This is a genomic window from Planctomicrobium limosum (genome assembly GCF_051465645.1).
GTDB lineage: Bacteria > Planctomycetota > Planctomycetia > Planctomycetales > Planctomycetaceae > Planctomicrobium.
This window is the reverse complement of record NZ_CP195790.1, coordinates 300735-316249: the sequence shown is the minus strand read 5'-3', so window position 1 is coordinate 316249 and position 15515 is coordinate 300735. Positions and strand designations below refer to the sequence as shown.

General features: G+C 51.2%; 13 protein-coding genes and 5 tRNA genes. 16 read left to right on the top strand and 2 right to left on the bottom strand.

What is annotated here, in order from left to right; genetic code table 11:
• Positions 1 to 291: 291 nt before the first annotated feature.
• Complete coding sequence (locus SH527x_RS01225; RefSeq protein WP_437192831.1) at positions 292 to 1170, bottom strand: sugar phosphate isomerase/epimerase family protein; 879 nt, start codon at positions 1168 to 1170, stop codon at positions 292 to 294.
• A 337-nt stretch (positions 1171 to 1507) separates the two neighbouring features.
• Between SH527x_RS01225 and SH527x_RS01220 the strand changes: the two genes are divergently transcribed.
• Together SH527x_RS01220 and leuD are read left to right on the top strand one after the other, a co-directional pair.
• Positions 1508 to 2554 carry a DUF1559 family PulG-like putative transporter gene (locus SH527x_RS01220; RefSeq protein ID WP_437192830.1) on the top strand — a complete coding sequence of 349 codons (1047 nt, stop codon included), beginning with the start codon at positions 1508 to 1510 and terminating at the stop codon, positions 2552 to 2554.
• 338 nt (positions 2555 to 2892) lie between these two features.
• Positions 2893 to 3489 (top strand): 3-isopropylmalate dehydratase small subunit, encoded by a 597-nt coding sequence (leuD, locus tag SH527x_RS01215; RefSeq protein WP_437192829.1) that lies wholly within the window; start codon positions 2893 to 2895, stop codon positions 3487 to 3489.
• Positions 3490 to 3633: 144 nt separating this feature from the next.
• Here the strand turns inward: leuD and SH527x_RS01210 are convergent, their stop codons facing one another.
• Positions 3634 to 3954 (bottom strand): branched-chain amino acid aminotransferase, encoded by a 321-nt coding sequence (locus SH527x_RS01210; RefSeq protein ID WP_437192828.1) that lies wholly within the window; start codon positions 3952 to 3954, stop codon positions 3634 to 3636.
• A gap of 903 nt (positions 3955 to 4857) precedes the next feature.
• Here SH527x_RS01210 and SH527x_RS01205 point away from each other — a divergent pair.
• From SH527x_RS01205 to rpoB, 14 genes are all read left to right on the top strand, one after another.
• Positions 4858 to 4929, top strand: a tRNA-Thr gene (locus SH527x_RS01205).
• A gap of 75 nt (positions 4930 to 5004) precedes the next feature.
• A tRNA-Tyr gene (locus tag SH527x_RS01200) sits at positions 5005 to 5086 on the top strand.
• Between the two features lie 192 nt (positions 5087 to 5278).
• Positions 5279 to 5349 (top strand) — tRNA-Gly (locus tag SH527x_RS01195).
• 58 nt (positions 5350 to 5407) lie between these two features.
• Positions 5408 to 5480, top strand: a tRNA-Thr gene (locus SH527x_RS01190).
• A gap of 125 nt (positions 5481 to 5605) precedes the next feature.
• Entirely contained in the window at positions 5606 to 6802 is a 1197-nt protein-coding gene (tuf, locus tag SH527x_RS01185) for an elongation factor Tu (RefSeq protein ID WP_437192827.1), read from the top strand.
• A 131-nt stretch (positions 6803 to 6933) separates the two neighbouring features.
• Positions 6934 to 7089 carry a 50S ribosomal protein L33 gene (rpmG, locus tag SH527x_RS01180; protein ID WP_437192826.1) on the top strand — a complete coding sequence of 52 codons (156 nt, stop codon included), beginning with the start codon at positions 6934 to 6936 and terminating at the stop codon, positions 7087 to 7089.
• A 67-nt stretch (positions 7090 to 7156) separates the two neighbouring features.
• Positions 7157 to 7229 (top strand) — tRNA-Trp (locus SH527x_RS01175).
• Between the two features lie 83 nt (positions 7230 to 7312).
• Positions 7313 to 7744 carry a preprotein translocase subunit SecE gene (gene secE, locus SH527x_RS01170; protein WP_437192825.1) on the top strand — a complete coding sequence of 144 codons (432 nt, stop codon included), beginning with the start codon at positions 7313 to 7315 and terminating at the stop codon, positions 7742 to 7744.
• A gap of 218 nt (positions 7745 to 7962) precedes the next feature.
• On the top strand, positions 7963 to 8508 hold the full coding sequence (gene nusG, locus SH527x_RS01165) for a transcription termination/antitermination protein NusG (protein WP_437192824.1): 546 nt from the start codon (positions 7963 to 7965) through the stop codon (positions 8506 to 8508).
• Positions 8509 to 8657: 149 nt separating this feature from the next.
• Positions 8658 to 9089, top strand: a complete 432-nt coding sequence (gene rplK, locus SH527x_RS01160) for a 50S ribosomal protein L11 (protein ID WP_437192823.1) — start codon at positions 8658 to 8660, stop codon at positions 9087 to 9089.
• 108 nt (positions 9090 to 9197) lie between these two features.
• Positions 9198 to 9902: a 50S ribosomal protein L1 gene (rplA, locus tag SH527x_RS01155; protein ID WP_437192822.1), complete on the top strand. Its 705-nt coding sequence runs from the start codon at positions 9198 to 9200 to the stop codon at positions 9900 to 9902.
• A gap of 69 nt (positions 9903 to 9971) precedes the next feature.
• On the top strand, positions 9972 to 10514 hold the full coding sequence (gene rplJ, locus SH527x_RS01150; protein ID WP_437192821.1) for a 50S ribosomal protein L10: 543 nt from the start codon (positions 9972 to 9974) through the stop codon (positions 10512 to 10514).
• Between the two features lie 90 nt (positions 10515 to 10604).
• Complete coding sequence (rplL, locus tag SH527x_RS01145) at positions 10605 to 11018, top strand: 50S ribosomal protein L7/L12 (RefSeq protein ID WP_437192820.1); 414 nt, start codon at positions 10605 to 10607, stop codon at positions 11016 to 11018.
• Between the two features lie 779 nt (positions 11019 to 11797).
• Positions 11798 to 15505: a DNA-directed RNA polymerase subunit beta gene (gene rpoB / locus SH527x_RS01140; protein WP_437192819.1), complete on the top strand. Its 3708-nt coding sequence runs from the start codon at positions 11798 to 11800 to the stop codon at positions 15503 to 15505.
• The last annotated feature ends 10 nt before the right edge of the window (positions 15506 to 15515 follow it).

Genomic DNA, 15515 nt, shown 5'->3' with positions numbered 1-15515 from the left:
CTCTACCAAGTGCCCGCGCAGCGGCCGTCTCGATTGTTGAAACGCAACTCGCCGCGTGGCGGAAGCGTGGAAGTGATTTCGCAAGGTGCCCGAGCTCAATGTGATCTGATCGAATCCAGTTCATCTCCACTACAATGAAAACAGGCAGGCGTCACCATCACGGGTTCGCCTGCCTGTTTTCGTTGACGCTGCCCTGAAGCTTTCGAATGCGGCAATGAAAAAGGGCGTCGTGCTCAAGACCTCAACGATCGAGAGCACAGACGCCCAAGAACCGACTTGATCGTCGCCAGCTTATTTCAGGAGCCGCAATTTCTCCCACTCGACACGGTTGGCCTTCATCGCAGCAACGATATCTTTCGGGACTCGATGATCTTCAATCATTGTCCAGCCGCTGAATTGAATTCCATTCAACATTTCAAAGAGCCGTACCCACGGGTAGTCATTAACGGTCAGGTCATGGATATGAACTGTTGCAATCTTATCCTGCAAGAGTTTGAAGTTGGCATCAAATCCTTGCCCATCCAGATCCTGCTTATTGCAGTTCCAGCAGACACGCGATGCAGGGTGATCGCCAATCTCCATGATCTTGTGCATCACTTCGATATTACTGGTCAGTCGCCCGTGGACTTCCACACGAATCTCCTGACCATGATCAGCAGCAAACTTTGAGACCTCCAGAAGAGCCTTTCCAATCTGCTCGATTGTCTTCTCGGCTGGGACCTCCTTCGGAAGATCGTTCGGGCGAACCTTCACTCCGGTGCCGCCAATATCTTTCGACAGAAGAATGTACTGCTTGGTTTCTTCAATATTTTTCTTCAACACCGCAGGGTCGACTGCGTGATATTCGCAAGCACTCCCGATGCCCACCGCCTCGACAGGTGAGTCAGCAAATCGCTTACGGACCTCAGCACGCTCAGCTGCTGACAGGGTCAGTTCAACACCGTGCTTATGCCCAGATCGCAGCTCAATTCCCTGGAAGTTGGCTTCGGTGCAATTCTTGATCAGGGTCGGAACATCCCATTCTTTCCCCCACAGGTATGTCACAAGCCCCAACTTCATCTTCCCTACGGCAGGATTCGAATCCGCCGCCCGAAGGAATTGGGTTCCCGACATCGCCGCGAGTGCAGCAAGTGATCCAGATTGAAGAAATGCCCGTCGTGTCTGCGTCATGGTGTCGGCCTTTGTGGAAGGAAGAACAGGCCAGAGTCTCTCAGCGACGCATTCGCTTGAAGTCTCTGAAGCCCGGAACCAATCAATCACCGTGAAGGCATCATAAAGGAGTTTCGATCGATTTGGGAACTTACACCTCAATGCATTCAGGTCAGAGGACTTGATTCACGCTCATCAAACGGATGGGAATTTCAAGTTTTCAGGACGAGTCCCATCAAATTTGCTTTAATGACTGATGAAATAGGGTTAGCGTTAACGTTCTAAAATCTGACTTTCCTCGACATCGCAATGAGTCGGGAAAGAGTTCTAGAAGCCATCCAGCGTGAAGGGCCACACAATGAAGGCGAGACGTAGCGGTTTTACTTTGATCGAACTCCTTGCAGTGGCCAATTCGATCGCTTTACTGATCATTCTTCTCTTACCTGCTGTGCAACAGAGCAGGGTGGCCGCACGAAGGACTACGTGCATGAACAATCTAAAGATGCAGGCCCTCGCAGTCCATAACTATCACGATTTCTACAGCATATTTCCCTTTGGAAGAGGTGGAACCAGCGGCAAGGGAAGCAACGAGGAAATGCTGAGTGGAATGGTCCCGCTGCTTCCTTTTCTTGATCACGCCGGTCTTTACAAAGAAATCGGAAGTGCTCCAGGGCAGGGAGGGCGCCCCGACAGTGAGACCTTCCCACATCCTAAAGAACCACTTTCAATCTTCCTGTGCCCCGAATCCGTAACTGCTTCCTCGTCGAATAAGGAATTCTCCACACCATTCCCAATGCGGAGTTACTACTTCGTAGCCGGGGACACGCCCCAATCAGACAGTGTTCGCGATGAATCCATGAACGAAGTCGCGACTGAACCTCGAGGGCTCTTTGGGTTCCGTAAATGCATTCGAATGCGGGAAGTCACGGACGGCCTATCTAACACAATTATGCTCAGCGAACGCTGCTTGGGTGGGCAAGAAGCACCAACAGCGAGAACTCTGAAGAATGTGAAGGGAATCGATACGAATCCTTCCATTTGCGATCAGACGGTCGTCAATGGAAAATACAACTCTGACAGCAAAGAACCTTCAGTCCCAGATGGAGTCTGCTGGGCATCGAACGCCCCAGAAGCATGGTATGTGAACACCATCCTGCCACCGAATGGACCTGCATGCGTCAGCCCTCCAATTAATGGAGGCAATTTTGCAGTCATTCGGGCCCCCAGTAGTAATCACCCCGGCGGGGTCAACGCTGCATTAGCAGACGGTTCAGTCCGATTCATTTCCGATTCCATTCATGCGGGAGACCTGACAAAGCCGCCCGTTACCAAGGGCGAAAGCCCCTACGGCGTTTGGGGCGCACTGGGCTCACGAGCCGGAGGCGAGTACGTCGGCGATTTCTAACTTTACCCGGCAAGAAATACGGGCTCACCTCACCATTTAACTCCGCACTGGAGAACACCAGTAAGCAAAGTGTTTTTCGCCCCCAGGATTTCTCCTCACACGCCTGATGAGAAGTTCGGCTCCGAGACGATGTGCTAGACGGGAACGATCTCCACTGGCATCCCGGCGACGAGCGAATACAATAGTTGGCGACGAAAGATGGTCAGTCACCGAGGTATGGCGTAGACTTCACTCGCAATCCACGACACGGTAATGACTTATCATCAACGTCCCTGCCGTGACTTACTCGACTCGGCCACACAGTTTTTGTTTTTGAACTTCAGTCTTGGCGATTCGTTATGCAATGCGTTGAACAGATTTCTGGTTCCGGGGTTTCGATCTTTCTGGATGACATCGACACCGACCGCATCATTCCAGCAAGATTTCTGCGATGCGTGACATTTGACGGAATCGGCGAGCATGCATTCGAAGACGATCGTGAGCAGGATCCGTCACACCCATTCAACGATCCACGTTATCGCAACGCAAAAATTCTGGTCTCTGGCCGAAATTTTGGTTGCGGGTCCAGCCGTGAACACGCTCCTCAATCGTTGATGCGATGGGGCTTGCAGGCTGTCGTTGCCGAGTCATTCGCGGAGATTTTCTTCGGGAATTGCATCTCCCTGGGCGTGGCTCCGATCACAGCCAGCCACGAAGATCTTGCAAAGCTGGACGCTGCGATTACTGCAGACCCAAATCTGCAACTCGATATCGACATGAAGACCCTGAAGATCACTTTCGGCAATGAAGTAGTGCAGGGGACCATGCCAAAGAGTGCCCACGAAGCACTGGTCACCGGACAATGGGACTTCCTCGGACAATTGCTCGCCAACCAGCCTGCAATTCAAACCAAAATGAATGACCTTCCGTACCTGAACCAGTACTCGAACGTCTAATTCACTGATGGGCATTTGCTGATCGCCGCACACCGGCGCCCAGCACTCTAAAATCCCTGAATTCAATAAAAAACCTCGCTTCCAGAGACTTGGAGCGAGGTTTTTTCGTTTGAACGCAATGGAATTTGCCAGCATCAGTTGCTGTTACTTGTACCCGTTCTTCTTGCCTTCAGGCTGTGCTCCGCCATCGCAACGGATGTCGAATTCCCCATCACAGAAGTCAGCCTGATCATTGAAGTGGCTGCCGGTCATCGATGCTTTATGGCCAGTGAATCCAGTGAAGCAGTAACTCTGATTGATCATCCCGAAAGCTGATCCAACATCTTCCAACTCTTCGTTGATTCCATTCGCAACTTCAGCCAGACCAACAATCATTCCCAAAACAACGACGGTCGAAACCAACACCAACTCGGCGGAGACAATGAAACCCGCTTCGTCATTCAGCAATTGATTGAACAGAACCATTGAGACACCTTCACATGAGTGAGTTTGAGAGAGAGTCGGCGTCACGGACCAGTTATTGAGAGAGATCAGTCCTGTCATGTCGCCGTAGCGTTCTGTAAAGCAGTGCGAATGCCAGAATGAACAAGATTTTCCCGCAGTTCGCCATTAACAGAACACAACCCTCTTCTCACAGGTGACTTACGAAGGTGTTAATTCATGAAAACACCACAACAAGCTGACGTTGCCAAGCCGAAACAATGTTGAGAAAAGCAAACCTCAACGGCAGAGCAGAGCACTTAATCCATCGCAACGCCTTTCCCCGGAGTCTCTTACGACACGGGATGCAGGCAAACATCACCACGATGCCAAATCACCACAAAAGCTCAACACAGACGATCCTTAAAAAGACTGGGGAGCACCAGGTCGTCTATCACGTCTCGGAAGCTTGCTGAAAGACGACGAGAAACGTGAGTACGTCAGCCGCATACGCTCGAATCAACGATGCCCCGCAGCGGGACGAAATATCAAACAAACGTCTCGACTCGGATGAGGCCCCTGGATCAGAGAGCACGGAAATGCATCTCAGAAGGCGTCACAGAGAAGGGGAGTACAGGGCAGAATAAAGACAGCAGCCTTAGGCCACACACTTTGATGTCGAATGGCCTTTCATGAAAGAATTTCCAAATTCTTTCAAACAGATCAATCGCATGTCGCCGCAATCAGAAGCCGCTGGCCATCTCGCAAGCCACGACACACGCCCCATGAAACCGCGGAAATCACGCGAAATGGGTCTGCGAACCACACGACACAACTTCACCCAAAGCCGCACGAGAAGAACGTTTTCTGAGAACTCTGGATCATGGTGCGTTTGTACTTGCAACGCACCATGCCGCCGCTATACTTCGCGACTTACACCGCTTCTTAGCTAGTGTAGCTCAACGGCAGAGCACCGGTTTTGTAAACCGGCGGTTGTGGGTTCAAATCCCTCCACTAGCTCTCAAAAGAGCAAAGAATGTGTAAGTTGTCTGTCGTCCCCCAAAAGGGCAACAAACAACGACGTCGGGATCAATGGGGGGTGTGCCCGAGCGGCCAATGGGGCCAGACTGTAAATCTGGTGGCTCTGCCTTCGAAGGTTCGAATCCTTCCGCCCCCACTTTTTCGACGACATTTGCGGCCTCCACGGCCGCATTTGACTTAAAAGAGAAGACAAGTTTGCAAAAACTTTTCAATCTCTATAAAAAGATGAAAGTTTCAAACTCGCAACTTGCTGCGACTTGAAACTGACTTGAGACGCAGACATCGCTAATTCAACTTAGCAGTTCAGTCTGCCGCCAAGCAAAAAGATGCGGGTGTAGCTCAATGGTAGAGCTCCAGCCTTCCAAGCTGGTGGTGAGGGTTCGATTCCCTTCACCCGCTTTTACTTGGCCCGATCAAACCGTTCAATAATTTGAAACGGTCTGATCGCCAATAGACTGCTGCTGTAGCTCAGCTGGTAGAGTGCGTCCTTGGTAAGGACGAGGTCGTGGGTTCAAATCCCACCAGCAGCTTACCGGTCCGTCCGGTTTTGTCAGAGAGCATCTACGGGTGTACCGTAAGGCTTTTAAATTGGTGCGGAGCAACTCAACCGCATGAATACTCGACGAAGGTTATTGGGAGTTTTGGAGCGCTAGTCATGGCGAAGGAAACATTTCAGAGGACAAAACCGCACGTCAACGTGGGAACCATCGGGCACATCGACCATGGTAAAACCACACTGACCGCATCAATCCTTGCCGTGCAGGCAACCAAAGGACTTGCTACCCCAGTTGCCTATTCGGAAGTGGCAAAAGGCGGGACGGTTCGCGATGAGACGAAAACTGTCACCATTGCCGTTTCGCACGTCGAGTACGAGTCAAACACTCGCCACTATGCCCACATCGACTGTCCGGGACACGCGGATTACATTAAGAACATGATCACCGGTGCCGCCCAGATGGACGGTGCTATTCTGGTCTGTTCCGCTTCCGACGGTCCAATGCCACAGACCCGCGAACACATCCTCTTGGCTCGCCAGGTGAACGTTCCGGCTCTCGTCGTATTCTTGAACAAGTGCGACCTGGTCGAAGACGAAGAACTCCTCGAACTCGTTGAGATGGAAGTTCGCGACCTCCTCAACAAGTACGACTTCCCAGGCGATGACGTCAAAATCATCCGTGGGTCAGCAAAGCCAGCTCTCGACAATCCTGCCGATCCAGAGAAGAACGCTTGCATCGGCGAGTTGATGGATGCTCTGGATTCAGACATTCCAGAACCAGCTCGCGAAGTCGACAAGCCATTCCTGATGGCAATCGAAGACGTGTTCTCGATCGAAGGCCGCGGTACAGTGGTCACCGGTCGTATCGAACGCGGTAAGATTAAGGTCGGCGAAAAGGTTCAGATCATCGGACTGAAAGACACCCAGGAAACAACCTGTACAGGTGTCGAAATGTTCCGCAAGCTGATGGACCAGGGCGAAGCTGGCGACAACGTCGGTATTCTCCTCCGCGGTACCAAGAAGGAAGACGTTGAGCGTGGACAAGTGCTGGCTGCTCCAAATAGCATTAAGCCACACACCCGGTTCGAAGCTGAAGTCTACGTCTTGAGCAAAGACGAAGGTGGCCGTAAGACCCCGTTCTTCAGCGGATACCGCCCACAGTTCTACTTCCGTACCACCGACGTAACCGGTGCCGTGAAGTTGCTCGGCGACGCAGAAATGTGTATGCCAGGCGATAACGTGAAACTCGAAATCGAGATGATCAAGCCAGTCGCTCTGACAGACGGAAGCCGCTTCGCGATTCGCGAAGGGGGCCGTACAGTCGGGTCCGGGATCGTCACGAAGATCCTGCAATAATTAAAGAGTCGATAGATTGCCCGCAGTAACAACTGTGGGCAATCTGTCAAAATTTACGACAACGATTACAGCAATCCGGCATGTCGTAATAAAAGCGGCACCGGATTACTGACGTTTTACGAGGTGAAATAATGGCCCGCGAATACGTTTGGCTGGAATGCACTGAGTCAGGCGCTAGAAATTACCGCGCGATCAAAGAACTGCGCGGGACAGAGCGGCTTGAGCTCATGAAATATTGCCCGAAGCTCCGCAAGCATACGCTGCACAAAGAATCACGTAAGAAATAGTGCAACCGGTACAGAATCTGTCCCCGAAACGCTTCGCGGGCAGCCTCTACCATGTTGAATCTATTCTACGGGTGTAGCTCAATCGGCAGAGCAGCGGATTCCAAATCCGCAGGTTGGGGGTTCAAGTCCCTCCGCCCGTGTTATTACATTTCCAATGTAATAAATCCACAAAGCAGCCGGACGGAACACCAGCTGCAACTCCCCAGTTAAGGACAAGTCCAGGATGGCTAAGGCGAAAGCGGAAACATCCTTCTTGGCCACCCTTTTTCAGGCCAAGATCTTTAAGGGAAGCCAGGGACGGATCGTTCGTCAAATTATCTTTTTGGCGATCGCTGGCATATTTATAATCACAGCTTGGCGACTCAATGCGACCATTTTCGCGGACTCAGTGAACTGGATTCGAGTCGGAATCCCAGCTTTCATTGCAGTCGCTGGAATCTGGCTGTCATTCGCACTGGTCAACTGGCCACCATTTGCAAACTTTCTCATCTCAGTCGAAGCAGAGATGGACAAAGTTTCCTGGGCCACTTGGGACTACCTGAAACGGGCAACCGCAGTCGTCCTCGTTACGATGACGGGATTCGGCGCTTACCTGTTCCTTTGTGACATTGTTTGGCAGCAGCTTTTCATGATGATTGGCTTTCTCCAAAAATAATCAACATAATTACAATTCCTGACGTTCGTGTAGAACACAAGGAAATTCTGACCTTTTGTCTATTGGATCGCTTGAAAAAAGCCGAGTGATCCACAAAAATGCTTGGCTCGCGCATGGACGAAGAACGTAACAGCTCTGCCAAGAAATCCGGATCTTCGAAAGCATCGAAAATCCCAACTCTTGACATGATCGCATTGAATGGCGAAGAAAACGCCAACATGCGATGGTACGTACTCAAGGTCCAGAGCAATCGCGAACGTTCCATTCGCGAATCACTCCTCCGTCGAATCAAGATGGAAGGCGCTGAAGAATGCTTTGGTCAAATCTACATCCCGACAGAAAAGGTTGTAGAGACAAAAGGCGGAAGTCGTCGTGTACGGGAGCACAAAACGCTACCTGGTTACATGATGATTCAAATGGAACTCAACGACGAAACCTGGCACTTGGTTCGTTCGACTGGCGGAGTTGGTGATTTCACCGGAGCAGCTGGGAAACCAATTGCGATGGAAATTCATGAAGTTCGTCGCTGGCTCGGAATCGAAGAAGTCGTCGTCAAAGGCGAAGTCGAAAAGCCTGCAAAGGCTGCTGTTAAATTCGACGTGGAAGTTGGTGATCACGTCAAAGTGAAAGAGGGTCCATTCGAAAGTTTCGAGGGATCGATTGATTCGATGGATGACATGACCGGCAAGGTCAAGATCATCATCGAAATTTTTGGGCGACCAACTGAGGTTGAACTCGAACACTGGCAAGTCGAAAAGGTGTAACCCACCGCACTTCAATTTGCGTGTCCAAGTGCTTTCGCGAAGAATATAGTCGCGGATAGTGTATTGAAGACCCAAAAATCGCCTTCAATATCAGCTGCCTCAAAAAATAAACCAGGTGTGATCACCGTCGTGGTAAACGAGAACGGGTAATGGCTAAGAAGAAACAAGTTACTGCTCAGATCAAGGTACAAATCACAGGCGGACAGGCGACACCTGCTCCACCAGTCGGTACCGCGCTCGGTCCTCACGGCGTGAATATTGGTCAATTTGTTCAGCAGTTCAACGAGCGTACACGCGATATGACAGGGACTGTGATCCCCGTCATTATCACTGTTTACAATGATCGTTCGTTCGAATTCATCCTGAAAAGCCCGCCGGCAGCTGTGCTGCTGAAACAGGCTGCTCAGGTTGCTCGAGGTGCCGCGAATCCACGTACCGAAAAAGTTGGTACCGTCACTCAGGCACAAGTTCGAGAAATTGCACAGAAGAAACTCGAGGACATGAACACCTCGAATATCGAACAAGCAGCAAAGGTGGTCGCTGGTACTGCTCGCAGTATGGGCATCACAATTGTTGACTAGTCTGATCTGCTGCTTGGCAAGTCTGTCAGGTACGTGAGCAGAATCTTTCGAACTGGTTCAGTCCGCAGACAGCGATTTCATCAATTGCTGAAGGACAGGAAGAAAATAATGAAAGTATCGAAGCGGCAAGCCGCACTCCGTGCAGCGACCGAGAAATTGAATCCTTTGCCAATTTCCGACGCCATCACGACTCTCAAGGGACTTGAAGGCAAACTCCCTAAAGGCATTAAGCCGAGCAAGTTCGATCAATCGGTCACTTTGGCTGTCCGCTTAGGCGTTGACCCAAAGCACGCTGACCAGATCGTGCGTGGAAGCTTGGTTCTGCCACACGGCATCGGTAAAACACAGCGAGTTCTGGTATTCTGTAAAGACCAGAACATTGCCAAAGCAAATGAAGCTGGTGCCGATTTCGCCGGCGGCAAAGAACTCGCCGACAAGATCAAAGACGGCTGGATGGACTTCGACGTCGCGATCGCAACTCCAGATATGATGGGGATTGTAGGTCCGCTGGGTAAAGTTCTCGGACCACGTGGTCTGATGCCATCTCCAAAGGCAGGGACAGTCACTCAAGACGTCGCAACTGCCGTAAAAGAGTACAAAGCAGGTAAAGTCGAATTCCGCGTAGACGATGGCGGCAACGTTCATTGTGTCGTCGGAAAGATGTCCTTCAGCGAGCAAAGCCTGACTGAGAATATCCAAGCTCTGCTGCAATTGATTGTTCAATTGAAGCCACAGGCTGCAAAAGGGCAATACATTCGGTCCGTTACCGTTACCGCAACACAAATGCCTGGCATTCCTGTTGCAGCTGTGTAGCGAGTCATTCATCTGAATCACGACCGAAGACCGCCTTAAGCAGGTCTTTTCAGACTGTGGAAACAAGACATGAGTAAACCCGTAAAAGAAATGATCGTTCGCGAGATCCGCACGGAACTCGGCGATCGACGCGATCTTGTCGTGTTGGATGTCTCCAAACTCGACGCAATTACCCAGAATAATCTTCGGGAAGAACTTCGCAAGAAGGGCGTTTCGCTCCTCGGCGTGAAGAACACACTTGCCCGTTTGGCACTGAAAGACGCTGGACTTGACGTTTCCGGTGTCTCGTTCGACGGTCCAACGACCCTGGCTTGGGGTACAGAGGACGTAGTCGGCCTGTCTCGTGAAATCACGGAATGGGCAAAGAAATTCGACAAGCTCGCCATCAAAGGTGGCGTAGTAGACGGTCAGGGAGTTGACTCTCAGGGCGTCGATGAGATCTCTAAGGGTCCCAGCCGCCTGGAACTCATTGGTCAGATCGCAGGGTTGTTGCTCAGCCCTGGAGCGAAGTTGGCAGGCGCCTTGTTGGGGCCCGGGGGAACAATCTCCGGACAACTCAAAGCGATGTCGGAAGAAGAAGAAGACGGAAAAGAGGACGGAGACGCTGCGTAGCGTCCCGGTTCGGCCGAGTGAAGCGGCCGATTTATTCACTCAACCGAGCCGGACGGTACTCGCCGGCGTTCAACTCACGGAGATATGGAAATGTCTGAAGTCGCTGAAGCACCAGCCAAGTCATTCGATGCAGCAACAACCGAACTCGGCGACAAGCTCGTCGGCTTGACCCTGCTGCAGGCTAAAGCTCTCGCTGATTACTTGAAAGAAGTACACGGCATCGAGCCAGCAGGCGGCGGAGCTGTTATTATGGCAGCTCCAGCTGCAGGCGCAGCTGCTGCTGTTGAAGAAAAGACCGAATTTGATGTCGTTCTCACCAAAGTCGGCGACAACAAGATCAACGTGATCAAAGCTGTTCGCAGCATCACCGGTCTTGGCTTGAAAGAAGCTAAAGACCTCGTTGAAGGTGCCCCAAAGGCCCTGAAACAAGGTATTGCCAAAGAAGACGCAGAGAAGATCAAGCAGGAAATCGAAGCTGCTGGCGGTTCTGCAGAACTGAAGTAATTCAGTGCTCACCAAAGGGACGAAGCCGATCCAAACATTTCGGCTTCGTCCCTTTTTTTATTGAGTCAGTTGGATCATCAACCACCGACTTGTCAGATTGATTTCCGAAAAAACTGACAAAAATCGTCCGAGAGGCTCAATTTGAGCATTGCTTGTGCCGATCAGTTGCATTTTTTTCGGAGAATGCTAACGTACACAACTGTCAGCCTATCACTATTGGTAGGTTGTTGCGCAATCCGCGCTCAATAGCAGGTCGTTGTTGCTTCTGTGTTCAATATCCGTTGCCCACAAAGCCACTGTTCAACAGGTCAACTTAGAACGATGTTTTTCGGAAGGATTCCGATTTCGCGGTTTTTAAGTCATACCTGGAGTAACGGTAGTCGGTGGTACTTGCGGATCACACAGTCGGCATTGAACTGGTCTGATTTTTTCATGACACGTTCAACATCGTATGCAGCAGATACGCTTGCAGTCGCGGGTGGGTCTCCGAACTCCGGGGACATCTTATTTATGTGCTGTGAGGGATATTCTTACCGTGAGCCTAGCACCACGAGTCGCTGTTCCGGTCTCACGCATGCCCCCCATTCAGCGAGGGCATCGCCACTCTCCACCACCAGCGGGAACGAGACTTTCAAACTGTCTTGTCGACCGCAATCCCAATTGATTCGGATTCTCTATCCGATGATTTTCCCGATTAGATCGTAGTACGTCGGGGCGGTTCATTCCGTGTTTTTGTTCTGTTTAGAGTCGTTTTTTTCCCACGCGAAAAAGAACCTCGTATGCCAATTCCGCATCAACGTATTGTTCCCGTTAATTCTATTCGGCATTTCGGCAAGATCGAAGCACGACATGAGCTTTCAGATTTAACCAGGATTCAAACAGAATCCTATTACCGTTTTTTGCAGTTTGACAAAAAACCAGAAGAACGTCGCAACGAAGGATTGGAAGAGATCCTTCGTGAAGTTTTCCCAATCGAAAGCTATGATGGCCAGTACAAACTGGACTACGTCAAGTATGAGTTGGGCAAGCCACGCTATTCACCAACTGAATGTCGCCAGTTGCGTATGACCTATGGTCGTCCGTTTCGCGTGACATTGAAGCTGATGAAAGAGCAGCCGATCGAGGAAGAAGTTTACCTCGGCGACATGCCAATCATGATTGGTGGTGGCGAGTTCATCATCAACGGTGCTGAGCGAGTCATCGTCAGTCAGTTGCACCGTTCTCCAGGGGTCGATTTCGTCGTTTCAGCTGAGCCAGGTGAACGCAAGACATTTTCTTGCCGTGTCATTCCTGAACGCGGAAGCTGGATCGAGTTCATGATTTCCAAGAAGGATTCTCTTGGAGTTCGAATCGATCAGAGCGGCCGATTCTCCGCAATGACTCTTTTGCGGGCAATGAGTGCTGACTACACAACTGATACAGCATTGTTGAAGCTGTTTTACGATGTAAAGGAACTCAAAGTCGGCACCGACGGTTCCGGTCTGGCTGGCAAGTATGCCGCCGAAGACATCGTTTACCAGGACGGCGAACGAGTCGGTGAAATCATCGTCGAGTGCTGCAGCACCATCTCGGCCAGCCTTGCAGCGGAAATCGCTGAAGCTGGTATCAAGAAGGTCCTGGCAATCGATGAAACGAATGACCCACTTGCTCTGAACAGCATTATTGAAGATGCAACCTGCAGTCACGAAGAAGCGTTGCTGAAGATCTATCAGCGCCTTCGTCCAGGCAATCCTCCTGCACTGGAGAAGGCCAATGACCTGTTCCGCGAAAAGTTCTCGGATGTCAATCGATATCGATTAGGTCGCGTCGGTCGCTTCCGTATTAACCGGAAGTTCCATCAGGACATTCCTGACGATGAAATGACGCTGCGTGCGGAAGACATCGTCAATGCCGTTCGCTATCTGATTCGCCTGCGCGAAGGTGACAGCACTGCTTACGTCGACGACATCGACAACCTCGGAAATCGCCGCCTTCGTACAATCGACGAACTGGCGATGGACGAAATCCGTAAAGGCTTTCTGAAACTTCGTCGAACCGTGCAAGAACGCATGAGTTTGAAGGACGTCGAAGAAATGTCGCCACGCACTTTGGTCAATCCAAAGAGTGTTTCTGCAGCGATTGAATACTTCTTTGGTCGTAGCGAACTTTCGCAAGTGGTCGACCAGACGAACCCACTCGCGATGTTGACACACGAGCGTCGATTGAGTGCGTTGGGCCCCGGTGGTTTGAACCGTAAACGTGCAGGCTTCGAAGTCCGCGACGTTCACATTTCTCACTACGGTCGTATCTGCCCGATTGAGACGCCGGAAGGTACAAACATCGGTCTGATCTCCAGCTTGAGCATCTTTGCTAAAGTGGATGATTATGGCTTCCTGATCACTCCGTACCGTAAGGTAGAGAACGGGACAGTCACCGATCAGATCCAATGGTTACGTGCAGACGAAGAATCTGGCGTGTTCGTTGCTCCAGCTGATACTCCAGTGGAAAAGGGCCGGATCAACGAAGAACGTGTTCTCGCCCGTTTCCATAACGACGTGCACTGGATTGAAGCGAAGCAAGTTCAGTTCATCGACGTTGCTCCAGACCAGATGGTCGGTGTTTCCGCAGGTTTGATTCCGTTCCTCGAGCACGACGACGCCAACCGTGCGTTGATGGGTTCGAACATGCAACGGCAGGGCGTTCCACTTCTCATCACCGAGGCTCCACTCGTTGGAACCGGGATGGAGATGGAGATTCCGAAGTATTCCGGAATGGTCGTCCGATCGGATCGCGCTGGTAAAGTGACTTACGTCGATGCTGACGTGATTGAAGTCGAAGGAAAGCGATTCCCACTTCGCAAGTACACAGGTTTGAATGAACGTACCTGTTTGAACCAGAAGCCTCTCGTAACGATGGGGCAGAAGGTCAAGAAGGACGAGATTCTGGCCGACAGTGCTGCGACTCAGAACGGGATTCTTGCTCTTGGTCGAAACGTTCTCGTGGCATTCATGTCATGGGAGGGATTCAACTACGAGGATGCGATCATCCTGTCAGAACGTCTCGTGAAAGACGACGTCTACACCTCGATTCACATCGATGAGTTTGACGTTGAAATTCGTGAAACAAAGTTGGGACGCGAAGAGTTCACCCGCGATATTCCAAACGTCAGCGAGAAGGCACTTCGTCACCTCGATGATGGTGGTGTTGTGCATGTCGGTACCCGTGTTAAGCAGGGTGACATTCTCGTCGGAAAGGTTGTCCCGAAAGCAAAAGCTGAGCTGACACCAGAAGAGAAATTGCTCCACGCGATCTTTGGTAAGGCAGGGGAAGACGTTAAGAACGAATCACTCGAAGTCCCGTCAGGGGTTGAGGGGATCGTCATTCATACAGAGAAATTCTCTCGCCGTATGAGTCTTACCGAAGCTGACCGAAAGACATTCGATCAGGAACTGAAGAAGACTGAGCAAGACGGACAAGACCGGATTGCAACGAAGTTCAAGGACTTCCTCGTTGAATTTGAAAAGGTTCTCGGCAAGCACCTGACAGACGACGATGGTCGCGAACTTCGCCACATCGACGATGCCAAAGCTGTGGCAACTTATGCACGTGGATTCCACAACCACTACGACAAGCTGGATCTTCGCAGCCCTCAGAAGCAGGCTGATCTGCGTAAGCTGATGAAAGACGTCTGGCCGTTCGTCGAAGATGTCATTGACGAAGCCGACCAGAAGCTCAACAGCATGAAACGTGGGGATGAACTCCCGAACGGCGTTCTGCAGATGGTCAAGGTTTACGTTGCATCGAAGCGTCAGATCTCCGTCGGAGATAAGATGGCTGGACGCCACGGAAACAAAGGGGTTATTTCCAAGGTTCTGCCTGTTGAAGACATGCCGTACTTGGCCGACGGAACTCCAGTTGACATCATTCTCAATCCGCTGGGCGTGCCTTCACGTATGAACGTAGGGCAGATTCTTGAAACCCACTTGGGTTGGGCGGCCGGAAAGCTTGGATTCCGCGCAATTTGTCCAGTCTTTGACGGGGCAACAGAAGAAACAATTCGAGGCATCTTGAGCGAAGCCGGTCTACCGGAAGAAGGCAAGATTCAGCTTCACGACGGACGTACCGGTGAAATCTTCGAACAGAAGACAACAGTCGGCTACATCTACATGCTCAAGCTGCACCACTTGGTCGACGACAAGGTGCACGCTCGAGCAACTGGACCATACTCTCTGATTACGCAGCAACCGTTGGGCGGAAAAGCCCGCTTCGGTGGCCAGCGATTTGGGGAAATGGAAGTGTGGGCCCTCGAAGCTTACGGGGCTGCCTACATTCTTCAAGAACTTCTCACCGTCAAGAGCGACGATGTGGAAGGCCGTACCAAGATCTATGAATCGATGGTTAAAGGCGAAAACACACTGGAAGCTGGAACACCTGCAAGTTTCGACGTGTTGAACAACGAAATTCGCGGACTGTGCCTCAACATGCAGCTGGAGAAAGCACACTCATAAGCGATTAAGC